The 15,233-nt window shown below is 65.1% G+C and carries 14 protein-coding genes, 4 tRNA genes and 2 pseudogenes; 9 read left to right on the top strand and 11 right to left on the bottom strand.

What is annotated here, in order from left to right; translation table 11 throughout:
- Positions 1-34 precede the first annotated feature (34 nt).
- From ligA to DXT74_RS22035, 8 genes and pseudogenes are all read left to right on the top strand, one after another.
- Entirely contained in the window at positions 35-2,455 is a 2,421-nt protein-coding gene (gene ligA / locus DXT74_RS22060; protein ID WP_194426998.1) for an NAD-dependent DNA ligase LigA, read from the top strand.
- Between the two features lie 14 nt (positions 2,456-2,469).
- Positions 2,470-2,604: a hypothetical protein gene (locus DXT74_RS23080; RefSeq protein WP_255524772.1), complete on the top strand. Its 135-nt coding sequence runs from the start codon at positions 2,470-2,472 to the stop codon at positions 2,602-2,604.
- Positions 2,597-2,926 (top strand): annotated as a pseudogene (locus tag DXT74_RS22055) (BRCT domain-containing protein); the annotation flags it as partial. The gene DXT74_RS23080 and the pseudogene DXT74_RS22055, both read left to right, overlap by 8 nt.
- Positions 2,927-2,940: 14 nt before the next feature.
- On the top strand, positions 2,941-3,075 hold the full coding sequence (locus DXT74_RS23075; RefSeq protein ID WP_255524772.1) for a hypothetical protein: 135 nt from the start codon (positions 2,941-2,943) through the stop codon (positions 3,073-3,075).
- Positions 3,068-3,397: pseudogene (locus DXT74_RS22050) on the top strand (BRCT domain-containing protein); the annotation flags it as partial. The gene DXT74_RS23075 and the pseudogene DXT74_RS22050, both read left to right, overlap by 8 nt.
- 14 nt (positions 3,398-3,411) lie before the next feature.
- Positions 3,412-4,836, top strand: coding sequence for a tetratricopeptide repeat protein (locus DXT74_RS22045; RefSeq protein WP_194426997.1), 1,425 nt, complete (start codon positions 3,412-3,414; stop codon positions 4,834-4,836).
- 74 nt (positions 4,837-4,910) lie between these two features.
- Positions 4,911-5,783 (top strand): UTP--glucose-1-phosphate uridylyltransferase GalU, encoded by an 873-nt coding sequence (gene galU, locus DXT74_RS22040; protein ID WP_043594145.1) that lies wholly within the window; start codon positions 4,911-4,913, stop codon positions 5,781-5,783.
- A gap of 82 nt (positions 5,784-5,865) precedes the next feature.
- On the top strand, positions 5,866-6,408 hold the full coding sequence (locus DXT74_RS22035) for a hypoxanthine-guanine phosphoribosyltransferase (protein ID WP_019103182.1): 543 nt from the start codon (positions 5,866-5,868) through the stop codon (positions 6,406-6,408).
- Between the two features lie 216 nt (positions 6,409-6,624).
- On the opposite strand, the gene DXT74_RS22030 is transcribed toward DXT74_RS22035, so the two are convergent.
- The 6 genes from DXT74_RS22030 to hemP all read right to left on the bottom strand — a co-directional run bounded on the left by DXT74_RS22030 (position 6,625) and on the right by hemP (position 12,745).
- Positions 6,625-7,440: an ABC transporter ATP-binding protein gene (locus DXT74_RS22030; RefSeq protein ID WP_161523166.1), complete on the bottom strand. Its 816-nt coding sequence runs from the start codon at positions 7,438-7,440 to the stop codon at positions 6,625-6,627.
- Entirely contained in the window at positions 7,433-8,419 is a 987-nt protein-coding gene (locus DXT74_RS22025; RefSeq protein WP_231138242.1) for an iron ABC transporter permease, read from the bottom strand. Before DXT74_RS22025 ends, DXT74_RS22030 begins: the two co-directional genes overlap by 8 nt.
- Entirely contained in the window at positions 8,416-9,207 is a 792-nt protein-coding gene (locus tag DXT74_RS22020; RefSeq protein ID WP_043594143.1) for a hemin ABC transporter substrate-binding protein, read from the bottom strand. The genes DXT74_RS22025 and DXT74_RS22020 overlap by 4 nt, the downstream gene beginning before the upstream one ends.
- Positions 9,197-10,240, bottom strand: coding sequence for a hemin-degrading factor (locus DXT74_RS22015; RefSeq protein ID WP_194426996.1), 1,044 nt, complete (start codon positions 10,238-10,240; stop codon positions 9,197-9,199). Before DXT74_RS22015 ends, DXT74_RS22020 begins: the two co-directional genes overlap by 11 nt.
- 60 nt (positions 10,241-10,300) lie before the next feature.
- Complete coding sequence (locus tag DXT74_RS22010) at positions 10,301-12,490, bottom strand: TonB-dependent hemoglobin/transferrin/lactoferrin family receptor (RefSeq protein ID WP_194426995.1); 2,190 nt, start codon at positions 12,488-12,490, stop codon at positions 10,301-10,303.
- Positions 12,491-12,571: 81 nt separating this feature from the next.
- Complete coding sequence (gene hemP, locus DXT74_RS22005; RefSeq protein ID WP_081555510.1) at positions 12,572-12,745, bottom strand: hemin uptake protein HemP; 174 nt, start codon at positions 12,743-12,745, stop codon at positions 12,572-12,574.
- A 163-nt stretch (positions 12,746-12,908) separates the two neighbouring features.
- Between hemP and DXT74_RS22000 the strand changes: the two genes are divergently transcribed.
- Positions 12,909-13,595, top strand: coding sequence for a 4'-phosphopantetheinyl transferase superfamily protein (locus DXT74_RS22000; protein WP_194426994.1), 687 nt, complete (start codon positions 12,909-12,911; stop codon positions 13,593-13,595).
- A gap of 205 nt (positions 13,596-13,800) precedes the next feature.
- Here the strand turns inward: DXT74_RS22000 and DXT74_RS21995 are convergent.
- The 5 genes from DXT74_RS21995 to DXT74_RS21975 all read right to left on the bottom strand — a co-directional run bounded on the left by DXT74_RS21995 (position 13,801) and on the right by DXT74_RS21975 (position 15,231).
- A tRNA-Glu gene (locus DXT74_RS21995) sits at positions 13,801-13,875 on the bottom strand.
- Positions 13,876-13,883: 8 nt separating this feature from the next.
- Positions 13,884-13,960, bottom strand: a tRNA-Arg gene (locus tag DXT74_RS21990).
- Positions 13,961-13,963: 3 nt separating this feature from the next.
- Positions 13,964-14,038, bottom strand: a tRNA-Glu gene (locus DXT74_RS21985).
- Positions 14,039-14,045: 7 nt separating this feature from the next.
- Positions 14,046-14,122 (bottom strand) — tRNA-Arg (locus tag DXT74_RS21980).
- A gap of 329 nt (positions 14,123-14,451) precedes the next feature.
- Positions 14,452-15,231: a thioesterase II family protein gene (locus DXT74_RS21975; RefSeq protein ID WP_194426993.1), complete on the bottom strand. Its 780-nt coding sequence runs from the start codon at positions 15,229-15,231 to the stop codon at positions 14,452-14,454.
- Between the last annotated feature and the right edge of the window lie 2 nt (positions 15,232-15,233).

Below are 15,233 nucleotides of genomic sequence, written 5' to 3'. Positions count from 1 at the left end.
CACGCCGGCTTTTTCTGTTTGAGCCCGACTGAACATGAACACCCTCACCCCGCAACAGCGCGTAGCCGAACTGCATCAACTGCTGAATCGCTACGGCCACGAATACTATGTGCTGGACGCGCCCACGGTGCCGGACGCCGAATATGACCGCCTGTTCCGGGAGCTGCAGCAGCTGGAACAGGAGCACCCGGAACTGGCGAGCGCGGATTCGCCTACCCGACGCGTCGGCGGCGCGCCGCTGGACGAGTTCCAGCAAGTGACCCACAGCGTGCCCATGCTGTCGCTGTCCAACGCGTTTTCCGATATGCAGCTGAGCGAGCGCGAACAGCGTCATGAGGAACTGCTGCAGTTCGATGAGCGGGTGCGCAAGGGCCTGGACGCCGCGGAGGTGGAGTACGCCACAGAGCCCAAGTTCGACGGCCTGGCGATCTCTCTGCTCTACCGCGACGGCGTGCTGGTCCAGGCGGCTACTCGCGGAGACGGCGTGACGGGCGAAAACGTCACCGAGAACATCCGTACCGTGCGCGCGATTCCGCTGCGTTTGCCGGCTGGGGCCGCCGTGCCCAGCCTGCTGGAAGTGCGCGGTGAAGTGTTGATGCTGAAACAGGACTTCGACAAGCTCAACGCCGAGCAGGCGGCGCGCGGCGACAAGACCTTCGCCAATCCGCGCAACGCCGCTGCCGGCAGCCTGCGTCAGCTGGATTCGCGCATCACTGCTCAGCGCCGCTTGTCCTTCTTCGCCTATTCCATCGCTCAGGTGGAAGGCGCGGACTGGCCGGCCAGCCACAGCGCTGAAATGGCCTGGTTGCGCGAGCTGGGTTTCCCGGTGGTGGCCGAGGATTTGCGGCCGGTGGTGCGCGGCGTGGATGGCTTGATCGCTTATTACGAGCAGGTGAGGCAGCGGCGTCCCGGCCTGCCTTTCGATATCGACGGCGTGGTGTACAAGGTCAACCAGCGCGCCTTGCAGGATGAGCTGGGTTTTGTGTCGCGCGCGCCGCGCTGGGCCATCGCCCACAAGTTTCCGGCCGAGGAGGCGCTGACTCAAGTTGAGGCGATCGAGGAGCAAGTGGGCCGCACCGGCGCCATCACCCCGGTGGCGCGCTTGAAGCCGGTGTTCGTCGGCGGCGTCACCGTCACCAACGCTACCCTGCACAATGAGGACGAGGCGCGGCGCAAGGATGTGCGCGTCGGCGATACCGTGATTGTGCGTCGCGCCGGCGACGTGATCCCCGAGGTGGTGTCCGTGGTGCTGGAGCGCCGGCCAATGCAGCCGGCAGCCGGAGGCGATCTGTTCAGCGCCGGCGAAACGCCGCAATACCCCGCCTATCGTTTGCCGGCGGTCTGTCCGGTATGCGGCAGCCACGTGGTGCGCGAAGAGGGCGAGGCGGTGGCGCGCTGCTCCGGCGGCTTGTCCTGCCGCGCGCAGCGCAGCCAGGCGATTCAACACTTCGCCGGCCGCCGCATGATGGATATCGACGGTCTTGGCGAACGCTATATCGACAAGCTGGTGGAGTACGACTATGTGCGCGGCGTGGCCGATCTGTATCGGCTGACGCTGGAAGACTTGCTGGAGATGAAGCGCCGCGCCGATGAGGACGAAGGCGTGACTCCGGAAACCGTCAAGGCGGGCAAGGTGGCGAGCAAGTGGGCGGAAAACCTGATCGAGGCGATCGCCGCCAGCCGACGGCCGCCGCTGGCTAGGCTGTTATTCGCGCTGGGCATCCGTCATGTGGGCGAATCCACCGCCAAAACCCTGGCCGATTGGCTGGGGACGATGAGCTTGATCCGCCGTTCGCCGGCGGCCTTGTTCGCGGCGCTGCCGGATATCGGCGGCGTGGTGGCGGAATCGCTGGCGGACTTTTTCGCCGAAGCCAATAACGAAGCCGCGCTGGACGCTTTGTTGAGTCATGTCGCCCCGGCCGACGAGCACGCGCCGTCCCCGCGCCTGGCCGAGCGCCTACAGCCGGCCGTGTTGCTGGCGCGGCTGGACATTCCGCGTTTGACCGAGGTGCGCAGCCAGCAATTGGCGGCGCAGATAGACGGCCTGGCCGCCTTGGCCGAACGCGAGCGTCGCGCGCTGCTGGATCTGGAGTTGCCGGCCGAGGTGATCAACGCGCTGGCCGACTGGCTTGATTTGCCGGGCAAGCGCGACAGCCTGCGCGCCCTGGCCGCCTTGGTTGACGAGATCCTGGCGGCGCTGCCGGCGCAAGCCGCGTCGGCTGGCGTACTGGAAGGCAAGACCCTGGTGCTGACCGGCACGCTGCCGACCTTGAGCCGGGATCAGGCCAAGGAGCTGATAGAAGCCGCCGGCGGCAAGGTGTCCGGCAGCGTCTCCAAGAAAACCCATTACGTCGTCGCGGGAGCGGAGGCCGGCAGCAAGCTGGCCAAGGCGGAAGAACTGGGCGTGGCGATTTTGGACGAAGCCGGCTTGCAAGCCTTGCTGGCCGGAGAGTAAGCCAAGGAGCGGATATGGCGGACCAAGCCTTCAAACAAGGCAATCAATTCGCGGCGGAAGGCCGCTGGCGCGAGGCGGAGCAGGCGTTTGATCAATGTCTGAGGCGGAACGCCAAGGATTGGCAGGCGCTGGCCAACCGCCTGGCTTGATTTGCCGGGCAAGCGCGACAGCCTGCGCGCCCTGGCCGCCTTGGTTGACGAGATCCTGGCGGCGCTGCCGGCGCAAGCCGCGTCGGCTGGCGTACTGGAAGGCAAGACCCTGGTGCTGACCGGCACGCTGCCGACCTTGAGCCGGGATCAGGCCAAGGAGCTGATAGAAGCCGCCGGCGGCAAGGTGTCCGGCAGCGTCTCCAAGAAAACCCATTACGTCGTCGCGGGAGCGGAGGCCGGCAGCAAGCTGGCCAAGGCGGAAGAACTGGGCGTGGCGATTTTGGACGAAGCCGGCTTGCAAGCCTTGCTGGCCGGAGAGTAAGCCAAGGAGCGGATATGGCGGACCAAGCCTTCAAACAAGGCAATCAATTCGCGGCGGAAGGCCGCTGGCGCGAGGCGGAGCAGGCGTTTGATCAATGTCTGAGGCGGAACGCCAAGGATTGGCAGGCGCTGGCCAACCGCCTGGCTTGATTTGCCGGGCAAGCGCGACAGCCTGCGCGCCCTGGCCGCCTTGGTTGACGAGATCCTGGCGGCGCTGCCGGCGCAAGCCGCGTCGGCTGGCGTACTGGAAGGCAAGACCCTGGTGCTGACCGGCACGCTGCCGACCTTGAGCCGGGATCAGGCCAAGGAGCTGATAGAAGCCGCCGGCGGCAAGGTGTCCGGCAGCGTCTCCAAGAAAACCCATTACGTCGTCGCGGGAGCGGAGGCCGGCAGCAAGCTGGCCAAGGCGGAAGAACTGGGCGTGGCGATTTTGGACGAAGCCGGCTTGCAAGCCTTGCTGGCCGGAGAGTAAGCCAAGGAGCGGATATGGCGGACCAAGCCTTCAAACAAGGCAATCAATTCGCGGCGGAAGGCCGCTGGCGCGAGGCGGAGCAGGCGTTTGATCAATGTCTGAGGCGGAACGCCAAGGATTGGCAGGCGCTGGCCAACCGCGCCAACGCCCGCCTGCGCCAAGGCGACAGCGCGCGCGCGCTGGACGACTACCTGGCGGCCGCCGCGCTCAATCCGCAGTCCGTCAACATCAAATGCAATCTGGCTGTGCTGCTCAAGGAGTTGGGCGAATTGGAGCTGGCGGAGGCGCTGTTGCGCGAGGCGCTGGCGGCGGAGCCCGAGCATGCGGACGCTTGGAGCAACCTGGGCGTGGTTTTGCAGCACCGCTTGCAATATCAGGAAGCCATCGCCTGCCATTTGCGCGCCATCGAGCTGGCCGGAGTCAGTCCGGCGCGATGCAACAACCTGGGCTATGCCTGTACCTGCGCCTTATTGCTGGACGACGCCATCGCTGTGCTGCAAGGCGGTCTGGAACTGGACCCGGAAGACGCTAATCTGCGTTTCAGCCTGTCCATCGCGCTATTGCTGGCTGGCCGCTACGCCGAGGCCTGGCCGTATTACGAGGCGCGCTGGGAGGCCATTCTGCAGCCGCGCCACCGCGATCGGCGCTGGCAAGGCGAGGCGCTGGGCGCATCCACCTTGCTGCTCTGGGCGGAACAGGGCTTGGGCGACAGCCTGCAGATGGCGCGTTTCCTGCCGCGGTTGCGAGCCGAGCACCCGCGGGCGCGCCTGCTATTGGCCTGCCCCAAAACCTTCCACCGCCTGTTCGCTCAATTCGACGGCGTGGAATTGTTGGAGCCGGAGGCCGCGCCGGTGTTCGATTGCCAACTGCCGCTGATGTCCTTGCCCGGCGTACTGGGCGTCACCTTGGACAATCTGCCGGCTCAGCCTTATCTGGCGGCGACGCCGGCCGCGACAATCCCGCCGCGCAGCGGCGGCCGTCCGCGCGTCGGCGTGGTGTGGGAGAGCGGGCAATGGGGCGTGGGCAAGGCCGATCATTGGCGTCGCCACAAATCGGTGCCGCCGGAAGAGTTCGCCGCGCTATGCCGGCTGCCGGGCATCGATTTTGTTTCCCTGCAGCCGGGCGAGCCGCCTTCGGTTTTGCAAGGTTTGTTGGCCACGCCGGCCTTGAGCGATTTCGCCGACACCGCCGCCTGGGTGGCGGAACTGGATCTGGTGATCTCCGTGGACACCGCCGTCGCCCACCTGGCTGGGGCGATGGGCAAGCCGGTTTGGGTATTGATGCGCGCGGAAAGCGCGCCCTTCTTCCTGGCCGCCGGCGAGCGAGCCCCGTGGTACGACTCGATGCGGGTCTGGCGTCAGGCGGAGGCCGGCGTTTGGGGGCCGGTGCTGGAAAGCGCGGCTCAGGCGCTGGCGCGGCGTTTTCCCGCCGGTTTGTGAGGCTGGGACTTTCACCAGCGGGCCGCGGCGCGGTAGAATGCGCGCCTGTCAACGCTTGTTAACGAGAAATGGGTATGAAAAAAATCACGAAAGCGGTCTTTCCCGTTGCCGGGCTGGGCACCCGCTTCCTGCCGGCCACCAAGGCCAGCCCCAAGGAAATGCTGCCGGTGGTGGACAAACCGCTGATCCAGTATGCGGTGGAAGAGGCGATTGCCGCGGGCATGACCGAGCTGATTTTCATTACCGGCCGCAACAAGCGTTCGATTGAAGACCATTTCGACAAGGCTTACGAGCTAGAAACCGAACTGGAAAACAAGAACAAGCAGAAGCTGCTGGAAACCGTTCAGGGCATTATTCCGCCGTCGGTGTCCTGCATCTTCATCCGTCAGACCGAGGCGCTTGGGCTGGGCCACGCCGTGCTGTGCGCGCGACCGGTGGTGGGCGACGAGCCGTTCGCGGTGATCCTGGCCGACGACCTGATTGAAGGCGCGCCGGGCGCGATGGAGCAGATGGTCAAGCTGTTCGACGAAACCCATGCTTCGGTGCTGGGAGTGGAAACCGTGGCACCGGAAGAAACCAGTTCCTACGGCATCGTCAAGGTGGCGCCGGACGCGCGCGGCCATCAGCAAGTCGAGCACATCGTGGAAAAGCCGCGCCCGGAAGTGGCGCCGTCCAATCTGGCGGTGGTGGGCCGGTACATCCTGACCCCGCGCATCTTCGACAAGCTGGTCAACACCACGGCCGGCGCCGGCGGCGAAATCCAGCTGACCGACGGCATCGCGGCGCTGATGAAGGACGAGCCGGTGTTGGCGCTGCCGTTCAAGGGCGTGCGTTACGACTGCGGCTCCAAGCTGGGCTATCTTAAAGCCACGGTCAATTACGGTTTGCAGCATCATGAGGTGGGCGTCGAGTTCGCCGCCTATCTGCGCTCGCTGGCCAAGAACTAATCGTTTTTTCAATCACGCCGCTCCTGTTTTTTTGATGATATGGGCAAGAGCGGCGTTTGCGTGTGTGAATCAAGGAGTCATCATGCCCAATATTGCCGAGGCCCGTGGCCTGATCAACAGCTCCGACGTGCTGTTTACCGCCGAGGAAGTCAGCGCGGCTGTTGACCGCATGGCGGTGGAAATCACCGAGGAACTGGGCGAAACCTATCCGCTGGTCTTGTCCGTGATGGGCGGCGCCGTGGTGTTTACCGGCCAGTTGCTGCCGCGCCTGGCTTTCCCGCTGGACTTTGACTACGTTCACGTGTCTCGCTACGGCGACAAGACCCAGGGCGGCGAGCTGGTGTGGAAACAAGCGCCCAAGGAAGACGTGCGCGACCGCGTGGTGCTGGTGCTGGACGACATCCTGGACGAAGGCCACACCATGGCGGCGATCCGCGACAAGGTAATGGCCATGGGCGCCAAGGCCTTCTACAGCGGAGTGTTCGCCAACAAGCTGATTAGCAAGGAAAAACCGATGCTAGCGGATTTCGTCGGTCTGGACGTGCCGGACCGCTACGTGTTTGGTTACGGCATGGATGTGCGCGGCGCCTGGCGCAATCTGCCGGCGATCTACGCGTTGAAATAAGCGCAACTCGATAGCGAAAAACCCCCGGCTCGCGCAAGCAAGCCGGGGGTTTTTATTTTTGGACCGGGTCTCAGAGCATGTTTACGTTCTTGCGAGCAAGAGCGAGACAAGACGAAAACGGCTGAGGAAGCGGAATGGTCGAGTGGTGCATGAGCATTTCGAAGGTGTACTCACCGTGCAACGCTTCACGAAGCGCAGCAGACTTTGAACAAGCTCTCAGGCCCCGGCAGCCAGTGCCGCGGGCTTTTGTGCCTGCGCCAAGGCGGCGTTGACCTGCCAGTCGTTGCCGTTGCGCTGCAAACGCACTGGCCAGCGGTAGACCGCCAGCAGCCGCTCCGGCGTCAGCACCTGTTCCGGCGCGCCGGCCACCACCAGCCGGCCCTGTTCCAGCAAGGCCACGTGGTCGGCATAGCTGGCGGCCAGCGCCAGATCGTGCAGCACCTGCACCACGGTGCGGCCCTGGCGGGACAGCTCCAGCAGCAGTTGTTGCAAGCGGTGCTGGTGGCGCAGGTCCAGGTGATTGGTGGGCTCGTCCAGCAGCAGCACCGGCGCTTGCTGCGCCAAGGCGCGGGCGATGGCCGCGCGCTGGCGTTCGCCGCCGGATAATTGATCCAACCGTTTGTCGGCGTAATCGTCCAGCTCCACCGTGCCCAGGGCATCCGCCACCGCGCTTTTGTCCTCAACCCGCGGACGAGAGAAAGCGCCGAGGTAGGGCACGCGGCCCAGCATTACGAACTCGCGCACCGTCAGCGGAATGCCGGAGGGAATGTGCTGCGGCACCCAGGCGATGCGGCGGGCGCGCACCGACGGCTCCATGCGGCCGACGCACTGGCCGGCCAGGCGCACCGCGCCGGCGCTGGGCGTGTCCAGGCCGGCCAGCAGCCGCATCAAGGTGGTTTTGCCGGCGCCGTTGGGGCCTAGCAGCGCGCTGACCCGGCCGGTGGGCAAATCCAGGTTGATGTCGTCCAGAATCCGCTTGCCGCCGATGTCGCAGGCCAGCTGGCGCACGCACAGGGTTGTGGTTTCAGCCATTGATCAGACTCCTTTGTTGTCGCCGGAATAGCCATACGAAGAACGGCGGGCCGGCGAATGCCGCCATCAGGCCCACAGGCAGATCAATGGGCCAGGCGATGGTGCGCGCCAGCGTGTCCACCGCCAGCAGGAACAAGGCGCCGGCCCAGGCTGACAGCAGGATCAGCCTGCGGCGGCAGCCGCCCATCAGCAGGGCCAGCGCGTTGGGGATCATCATGCCGACGAAGCCGATCACTCCGGACAGCGCCACCGCGCCGCCGGTGGCCAGCGCCGCGCCGACGGCGGTGAGCCGGCGGGTGCGACGCACGTCGATGCCCAGGGATTGGGCGGCGTCTTCGCCCAGCAGCAGGCAGTCCAGATCGCGGCCCACCGCGATCAGGATCAGCAAGCCCAGGGCGGCTACGCCCAGGCAGGCCAGCAGCCGTTCCGACGAAGCGGAGGACAGATTGCCGGCCAGCCAGCTGGTGGCGGCGCGCAGGGTCAGGTCGTCGGACATGAAAATCATCAGGCTGGTGACCGCGCCGCAGAAGGCGCCCACCACCAAGCCCATCAACAGCAGACCGGCCAGGCCGCCGCGGACCAGCCGCGACAGCAACAGGATCAGCCAGGTGGCCAGCAGGCCGCCGCCAAAGGCGGCCAGCGGCAAGGACAGGCCGGCGGCGCCGACGGCCAGCATGCCGACCACCGCCAGCGCCGCGCCGCTGGAGGTGCCGATCAGGCCGGGGTCGGCCAGCGGATTGCGAAACAGGGCTTGCAGCGCCGCGCCGCTGGCGGCCAGCGCCGCGCCCACGCCCAGCGCCGCGGCGATGCGCGGCAGCCGCAGCTGGGTCAGCAGCGGATCGTTGAAGTCCGGCCAGGCCAGGCCGTTGCCGCCGCTGGACAAGGCCAGCAGCGGCAGCAGCAGGCTGGCGGCGATCAGGCCCAGCAACAAGCAGCGGCCGCGGTGGGGCGCGACGGCGTCCAGGGTCGGCGCGCTCACATTTTCACCATCTGATCGACTACGGCCGGGCTGTTCAGGCCCACCATCATCGCGTCCTTGGCCGGCAGCAGGTAGATGCGGCCTTGTTTTCCGGCCGGCGTGGAAGCGATTTCCGGCCGTTTGGAGAAGGCCTCCTTGCCGCCGTGCACCGCGCCGGTGTGGCTGCCCAGAATGATCACGTCCGGCCGCAGGCTCTGCCAGGCGTCGCGCGCCATCGGTTTGAAGCCGGACAACTGGCTGGCGACGTTGACGCCGCCGGCGGCGCGGATCAGGGTGTCGGCGGCGGTGTCGCGGCCGGCCACCAGTTGGCCGTCATAGCTGACCAAGTAGCGCACGCCGCGCGCCGGGCGCGGCGTCATCTCGCGCTGCCAGCGGCTGGCCAGTTGCTGGGCGTGGGCGTCGCGGCCCAAGAGTTGCCCCACTTTGCGGATCGCGTCGGCGAAATCCGCGCCGTCCTCGCGGCGCGTCACTTCCTCGGCGCGCACCTGCAATTGGCGCAGCTGGGCCCACACCGTGGGCGGTTGCGCCTCGGCGCTGCCCAATACCAGAGTGGGTTTGAGCCGGGCGATGGTTTCGGCGTTCAGCGCGCGGGAAAAGCCCACCACTTGCGCCTGGGCCAAAGCCGGCGCTTTGCTGGAACGGTCGCGGCCGACCACTTCCTTGCCGGCGTCCAGCGCCACTACGATATCGGCGATGTCGGGAGTCATGACCACGATGCGTTGTGCTGCCCAGACGGGCAAAGCGGCAGCCAGGCCCAGCAGAGCGGCGAAGGCGAATTTAGGCGACATCGGCGCGCTCCAGTACCGGCAGTTCGCCCAGCAGTTTGATCCATTCCACGCGCTCCGCTTGGCCTGGCTTGCGCTCGCCAAAGAAAGTGGCCAGCGACAGGCCCTGGTCGTCGAACAGTTCCAGCGAGGTCACCACGCCGTGGTCGCCCGGCTTGCGGGTGACCCAAGCCTCGGCAATCAGATCGGTGCGCAGATGCAGGTTGAAGTGAGAGTCCAGCACATTGAGCCAGTTGCCGACGATCTGCACATTGCGCACCGGTCCGGTGTGGATCTGGATCATGCCGCGGTTGCCGGCGAATACCATGATAGGGGCTTCGATATGGGCGGCGCGGCGCAGCAATTGCTCCACCGCTTCCGGCAGCACGCGCCAGGCCTGGCCTTCAGGCGCCAGGCGAAAGCCTTGTTGACGGGACACGCCCCAGCGGCGCAGGAAGGGATGGAAGGCGTGCACGTCTTTAAGGCTCCGCCATTCCTGCTGGAAGCCGGCCTTGTCGATGGCCTCGTCGTCCAGCTCCTCCGCTTGGGCTTCCAGAGGGTCTATCCGCAGCGCTGTCTTGGGCGCGGCGAAGGCCTCCACCAGGCGCTGGTAGGCTATCACGTCGCTATTGGCGGTGAGATAGATCTTGTGCACCGCTTCGCCGAAGCGGTCGAAGAATTGCAGGCTGCGCTGTTCGCCGCGCGCGCCGGCCGTGGTGACCGCGAAGGCGTGCTGCCAATGGAACAGGAAAATGCGCAGGTCGATGACCGGGTTGATGGCCAGACCGATCTTGCCGTCGATCTGCACATTGCGGTAATCGCCGGTGGTTTCATGCACGCAAGCGTGATTGCGCGTTAGCGCCATCACCGGGCCCAGGTGGCCGATCTGGCTCAAGATGTCGTTCCAATGCGGCTGCAGGGCTTGGCTCGCCGGATCGGCGGCCACCAGCTCGGCTTCGCTGACGCCCAGCGCGTCGGCGGCGTCGCGCGCGCGCAGTTTCGGCTGGCTGGCTTTCAGGATTTGGAAGCGATCCCACAGCTGGCTGAAGTCGGTCATATTAGGGTTCTCCTTGGAGCGATCAAAGGCGGGCGCCCGCCAAGGGGCGGGCGCTCGCGGTCAGAAGGTGTATTCGACGCTGGCGCTGACATTGCGGCCAGGCTGAGTGAACAGGTCCAGCGTGCGGTCGCTGCTGGTCTTGCCGCGCACATCGGCGGCTTTCCAGTATTTCTGGTCAAAGACGTTGAACACGCCGGCGCGCAGCACCGTGTTCTTGGCCGGCTTCCAGTAAGCGGTCAGGTCCAGCACGGCGTAGCCGGGGGCCTTGAACGGCGGGGAGGTCTGGCTGCTGCCCAGTTGCTCGATATTGGGCAGGCGGTTGTTGGCGCTCGCCAGTTTCAGCAAGGCTTCGGCGCCGAAGACGGCTTGGTCATAACGCAGGCCCAGCGTGGCGTTCAGCGGGGTAATGCTGGCCAAGGGCTCGTTCTTCTGCTTGTTCTGGCCATGGGTGTAGGCGATGGACGCCATCGCGCGCCAGCTCGGCGCGAAGCGCCAGGCGGCGCGGCCTTCCACGCCCTTGATCTCGACTTCGCCGATGTTCTGGTATTGGAAGGCGGACAAGCCGTTGATCATGCCGATGTCGGCACGATCGATGAAGTCCTTGTAGCGGTTGGCATAGGCGGTGACGCCGAAGTCAACGCTGTCCCACTGGCCTTTCAGCCCCAGTTCCACGCCCTGGCTGCTTTCAGACTTGAGATTGGGGTTGGGCAGCACTTGATAGCGTTGAATCAGGTTGGTGAAGGCCATATTGGCGTCGTCGAACGGCGGCGCGCGGAAGCCGGAGGAGAACTGCAGGAAGCCGGTGTAGTGATCGGCGAACGGCAGGCTCAGGCCCAGCTTGGGCGAGAAGGCGCTGTCCTTGAAGGTGGGCACCTGGTAGTTCTTGGAGTTGCCGTTGGCGAAGGCCTGGTCCGGCTGCGGCGTCATCTTGTAGTGGTCCCAACGCAGAGAGGGCGAGGCCACCAAGCCGTTGCCGAACTTGATCTCGTCCTGGACAAAGAGACCGATGCGCTCGGAGCGGCTATCAGGGAAGGTCTTGTTGGGGTAGGTTTCCCCGTCGACGATATTGCTGGTGCTGCCGTTTGGATTGTATTGGGTCTTGATGCGCGGACGGCTGGTGTCGGTGCGGCTCAAGTCCGCGCCCCACAAGAGCTGATGTTTGGCGGACAGCGCCTGGAAATTGTGCTCGGCTTCCAGGGTCAGGCCATAGCTATCCTGCTTGAAGCCGTAGTCGGACAAGATGCGCAGACCGTTGCTGCGCCATTCCGTGTTGGTGTCGGCATTGTCCAGCTTCTGATAGTAGGCTTTCACCGCCAGCCGGTCGAAAGCGCCCAGCTGCTTGCCTTCCCAGGCCAGCGACGCGCGGTCGCGCTGGATGCGGTCTTTGGCCTGATTGTTGGTGACGACGTAGACATTGCGTCGGGCGGGGCCCAAGGCGTTGAGCAGATTGCTGTCGGTGTCGCGCCGGTAGTGCTCCAGTGTCAGCTCCAGCCGCTGATTGGCGGCCGGTTTGAAGCCCAGCTTGGCCAGCACATTGTCGCTGTCCCAGCTTTGAGGATTCGGCTTGGTGCGCAGCGTGCCGCTGCTGTCGTTATTGCCCTGATTATCGGTTTCATGGCCGTTGCGGTGGGTGTAGAGCACCATCAGATCGCTGCGCTCGCCCTTGACGCCCACGCCGGCGCTGCTGCCCCAGCCATTATCGGCGGTGCCGCCAAAGCCCTTGATGCTGCCGCCCACGCCTTGCTCTTCCGGGACGAAATCGTCCACGGTCTTGGTGCGGTAGCCCACCACGCCGCCGATGGCGTCGGAGCCGTACAGGCTGGAGGTGGGGCCTTTGACGATGTCGATGGCGCGCAGGGTTTCCAGTTCCACGTAGTCGCGGCCGGAAACGGCGCCGTTATTGCTGCCGCCGCCGGCATAGGATTCCGGCAGGCGGATGCCGTCGATCAGCATCAGGATGCGGTTGCCGTCTATGCCGCGGATGGTGTAGCCGGCGTTGCCGCGGCGCGCCGGATCGGTGGCCACTTCCACGCCGGGTTCGTATTTGACCGCGTCGGCGATGTCGCGCACCAGTTGATCGTCCAGTTTGTGGCGCGAGATCACGCTGGCGTTGGGGGCGGTTTCCGCCAGCGGTTTGCTGCTGCGGTGAGCGGTGACCTGAACGGTCTCCAGTTCCGCCGGCGTTGCCGCCAGCGCGGGCCAGGCTGCGGCCAGGCTCAAAACCAAGGGGGTGGCGCGAAATAAGGCCATGGAAACTCCAAACTTCCTAAGGTTGGGTGCTTCCGCTGGCTGGCTGATTTTGGCTGGCTTGCGGTGTGTGTGGTCTGGGACCTATTTGATCAGGATGAGCTTGCCGTTGCGGGTCAACTGCAAGCGGTACATCTCGCCCTGATGTTCGATCAGGATTTCCTTGCCTTTGGCGAACAGCTCGCAGCTGCGCAGCACCGGCGACAGGCTGGCAGCGCCGGTTCCGGAGCCGGACTTGGAGGCGGTGTGGGCTTGCATGAATTTATCCATGGCCAAATGGTAACGATTCTCATTATCGAATTCAAGCTGGACAAGGCCGCGAGGCGAACGAAAAGGGCGGGCCTGTGGCGCGGGGGTCACAAAACGGCATGGCCGAGCCGGCGCAGGCCGGGGATAATGGCGGTTTTGCGCGGAGAGGCGGATGGAACTGAACGCTTTGATCAAGCCCTTGCCTTGCCCGGCGGGCGCGCCGCAGGTCTTGAACTTGCACCGCGTGCGGCTGGATGTGGATTGGCCAGTGGACGAGGCGCTGCTGGCGGGCTTGAGCCAGGATGAGCGCAAGCGTTGCTTGCGCTATCTGCGCACCATCAATCAGTTGCAGTTCGCTCTGACCCGGCTGGCTTTACGACGGCTGTTGGCGCAAGAGACCGGCCTGGCGCCGGACGCGCTGGTGTTTGAGCTGGGAGAACATGGCAAGCCGGTCTTGGCTTGGCCTGGAGCGCCTGCCTTCAATGTGTCTCATTCCGGCGCTTACGCGCTGATCGCCATCGCGCGCGGCGGGCAGGTGGGGGTGGACATTGAAACGGTGCAGCCCATGCGCGACGTGCCGGCGCTGGCTGAGCAGACCTTGCTGCCGGTGGAGCTTGAGTTATGCGGCCACGGCCGGGACGTGGGGGCTTTCTTTCAGTTGTGGACCATCAAGGAGGCGGTGCTGAAAGCCTGGGGCGTGGGCATTGCTCAGCATCTGTCCGCTTTCGCCGCCACCAAACTGACACGGGGCGAACTGCCTTTGAGCATTGCCGAGCCTGGCCGCTGGCCGTCGACGCGGGCCTGGGCCTTGGAAGCGCCGGAAGGCTATGCGGCAACGCTGGCCTGGGCGGAGGGCTGAGAGAACCTGTTTACGATCTGCTGCGCGTTGGCGATACGGTGTTGAAAACGGCTTCGAAATGCTCATGTACCATGTTGTACACTCCGCTTTCTCAGCTGTTTTCGCCTTGTCCCGCCTTAGCTCGCGAGATCGTAAACACGTTCTGAGGCGGGGCCGAAATGACAAAAAGCCCGTCATGTTGCCATGACGGGCTTTTTGAGAAAGCTGGCGTCCCCACGGGGAATCGAACCCCGGCTACCGCCGTGAAAGGGCGGTGTTCTAACCGCTAAACTATAGGGACTTAAATTGTGGCGCACCCGGAGCGATTCGAACGCCCGACCCTCTGGTTCGTAGCCAGATACTCTATCCAACTGAGCTACGGGTGCTAGTGGCGTCCCCACGGGGAATCGAACCCCGGCTACCGCCGTGAAAGGGCGGTGTTCTAACCGCTAAACTATAGGGACACTAGTGTGGCGCACCCGGAGCGATTCGAACGCCCGACCCTCTGGTTCGTAGCCAGATACTCTATCCAACTGAGCTACGGGTGCGCTGTTTCGCGAGACGTTGTGTCTTGCGAGAAGCGGAATAATATAGACCCGGCTTTTGAGCGTCAAGCACTTTTGAAAAAAATTTCACACGGACATGGCCTGGCGGATTGGGAATGTCGTTTCATGCCAACATGCTAAGCTGGTTTTCACGCCAAAGCCCCTTGCGGGGCTTTGGTCGTTGATTAGGAGCCTGTTCAAAGTCTCGCGAGCCAGGGCGAGACAAGGCGAAAACGAGCGGAAAAGCGGAATGTGCGAGGGGTACATGAGCATTTTGAGCTTGTACTCATCGTGCAACGCTTCACGTCGCGCAGCAGACTTTGAACAGGTTCTTAGGCGAGGTCCGGCATGGAGGCGGCGTGATTGCTCAGCGCGTCGGCGAGTTCGCTGTTGAGATGGGCTAGCACGGCGTCGCGCGCGCTGGCGATGAAGAAGTGGTCGCCGTCGAACCAGTGGACGCGCGTGGGCGAAGTGGTTTCCCGCTGCCAGCCTTCGGTTTGCTCCGGCAGGCGTTGTCGGTCGCCGCGCCCGGCCAGCACGGTGATGGGCAGGGAGAGCGGCGGGGCCGGCTGGTAGCGATAGGTTTCCACCAGTTCGAAGTCAGTGCGCAGGGTGGGCAGCAGCAGGTCCATCATTTCTCGATTGGCCAGGATTTCCGCCGGAGTGCCGTTGTAGTCGCGCAGCGCGTCGATGAAACCGTCGTTGTCCATCCGGTGCAGCATGCGGGGCGGCTGGCGGTGTTGCGGCGCGTCGCAGCCGGACACGATCAGCCGCTGTGGCAGGGGCCGGCCCTGAGCGCGCAGCAGCCGCGTCAGTTCGAAGGCGATCAGCCCGCCCATGCTGTGGCCGAAGAAGACGAAGGGCGGGGCGTCGTCCAGCGGGAGCTCCCGCGCCAGCGCGTCCACCAGCGGCGGCAGCGCCTTGAAGCCGGCTTCGCGGAAGCGGGCGGCGCGGCCGGGCAGTTGCGCGGCGCAGACCTCCACTTCGGGAGGCAGCTTGCCTTGCCAGCCGGCATAGGCGCCGGCATGGCCGCCGGCGTAGGGAAAGCAGTACAGGCGCAGCCGCGGCGGCTGACGGCCGGGCTGGCGCTGGAGCCAGGGTGAGGGGTGCATCG

The sequence above is a fragment of the Chromobacterium sp. Rain0013 genome (genome assembly GCF_015291765.1).
Taxonomy (GTDB): Bacteria; Pseudomonadota; Gammaproteobacteria; order Burkholderiales; family Chromobacteriaceae; genus Chromobacterium; species Chromobacterium haemolyticum.
This window is presented reverse-complemented; position numbering and strand designations above follow the sequence as displayed.

Excerpts from the sequence above, each read along its gene's own strand:
- ligA (WP_194426998.1), top strand. The coding sequence starts at position 35 with ATGAACACCCTCACCCCGCAACAGCGCGTAGCCGAACTGCATCAACTG.
- DXT74_RS23080 (WP_255524772.1), top strand. The coding sequence starts at position 2,470 with ATGGCGGACCAAGCCTTCAAACAAGGCAATCAATTCGCGGCGGAAGGC.
- DXT74_RS23075 (WP_255524772.1), top strand. The coding sequence starts at position 2,941 with ATGGCGGACCAAGCCTTCAAACAAGGCAATCAATTCGCGGCGGAAGGC.
- DXT74_RS22045 (WP_194426997.1), top strand. The coding sequence starts at position 3,412 with ATGGCGGACCAAGCCTTCAAACAAGGCAATCAATTCGCGGCGGAAGGC.
- galU (WP_043594145.1), top strand. The coding sequence starts at position 4,911 with ATGAAAAAAATCACGAAAGCGGTCTTTCCCGTTGCCGGGCTGGGCACC.
- DXT74_RS22035 (WP_019103182.1), top strand. The coding sequence starts at position 5,866 with ATGCCCAATATTGCCGAGGCCCGTGGCCTGATCAACAGCTCCGACGTG.
- DXT74_RS22030 (WP_161523166.1), bottom strand. The coding sequence starts at position 7,440 with ATGGCTGAAACCACAACCCTGTGCGTGCGCCAGCTGGCCTGCGACATC.
- DXT74_RS22020 (WP_043594143.1), bottom strand. The coding sequence starts at position 9,207 with ATGTCGCCTAAATTCGCCTTCGCCGCTCTGCTGGGCCTGGCTGCCGCT.
- DXT74_RS22015 (WP_194426996.1), bottom strand. The coding sequence starts at position 10,240 with ATGACCGACTTCAGCCAGCTGTGGGATCGCTTCCAAATCCTGAAAGCC.
- DXT74_RS22010 (WP_194426995.1), bottom strand. The coding sequence starts at position 12,490 with ATGGCCTTATTTCGCGCCACCCCCTTGGTTTTGAGCCTGGCCGCAGCC.
- hemP (WP_081555510.1), bottom strand. The coding sequence starts at position 12,745 with ATGCAAGCCCACACCGCCTCCAAGTCCGGCTCCGGAACCGGCGCTGCC.
- DXT74_RS22000 (WP_194426994.1), top strand. The coding sequence starts at position 12,909 with ATGGAACTGAACGCTTTGATCAAGCCCTTGCCTTGCCCGGCGGGCGCG.
- DXT74_RS21975 (WP_194426993.1), bottom strand. The coding sequence starts at position 15,231 with ATGCACCCCTCACCCTGGCTCCAGCGCCAGCCCGGCCGTCAGCCGCCG.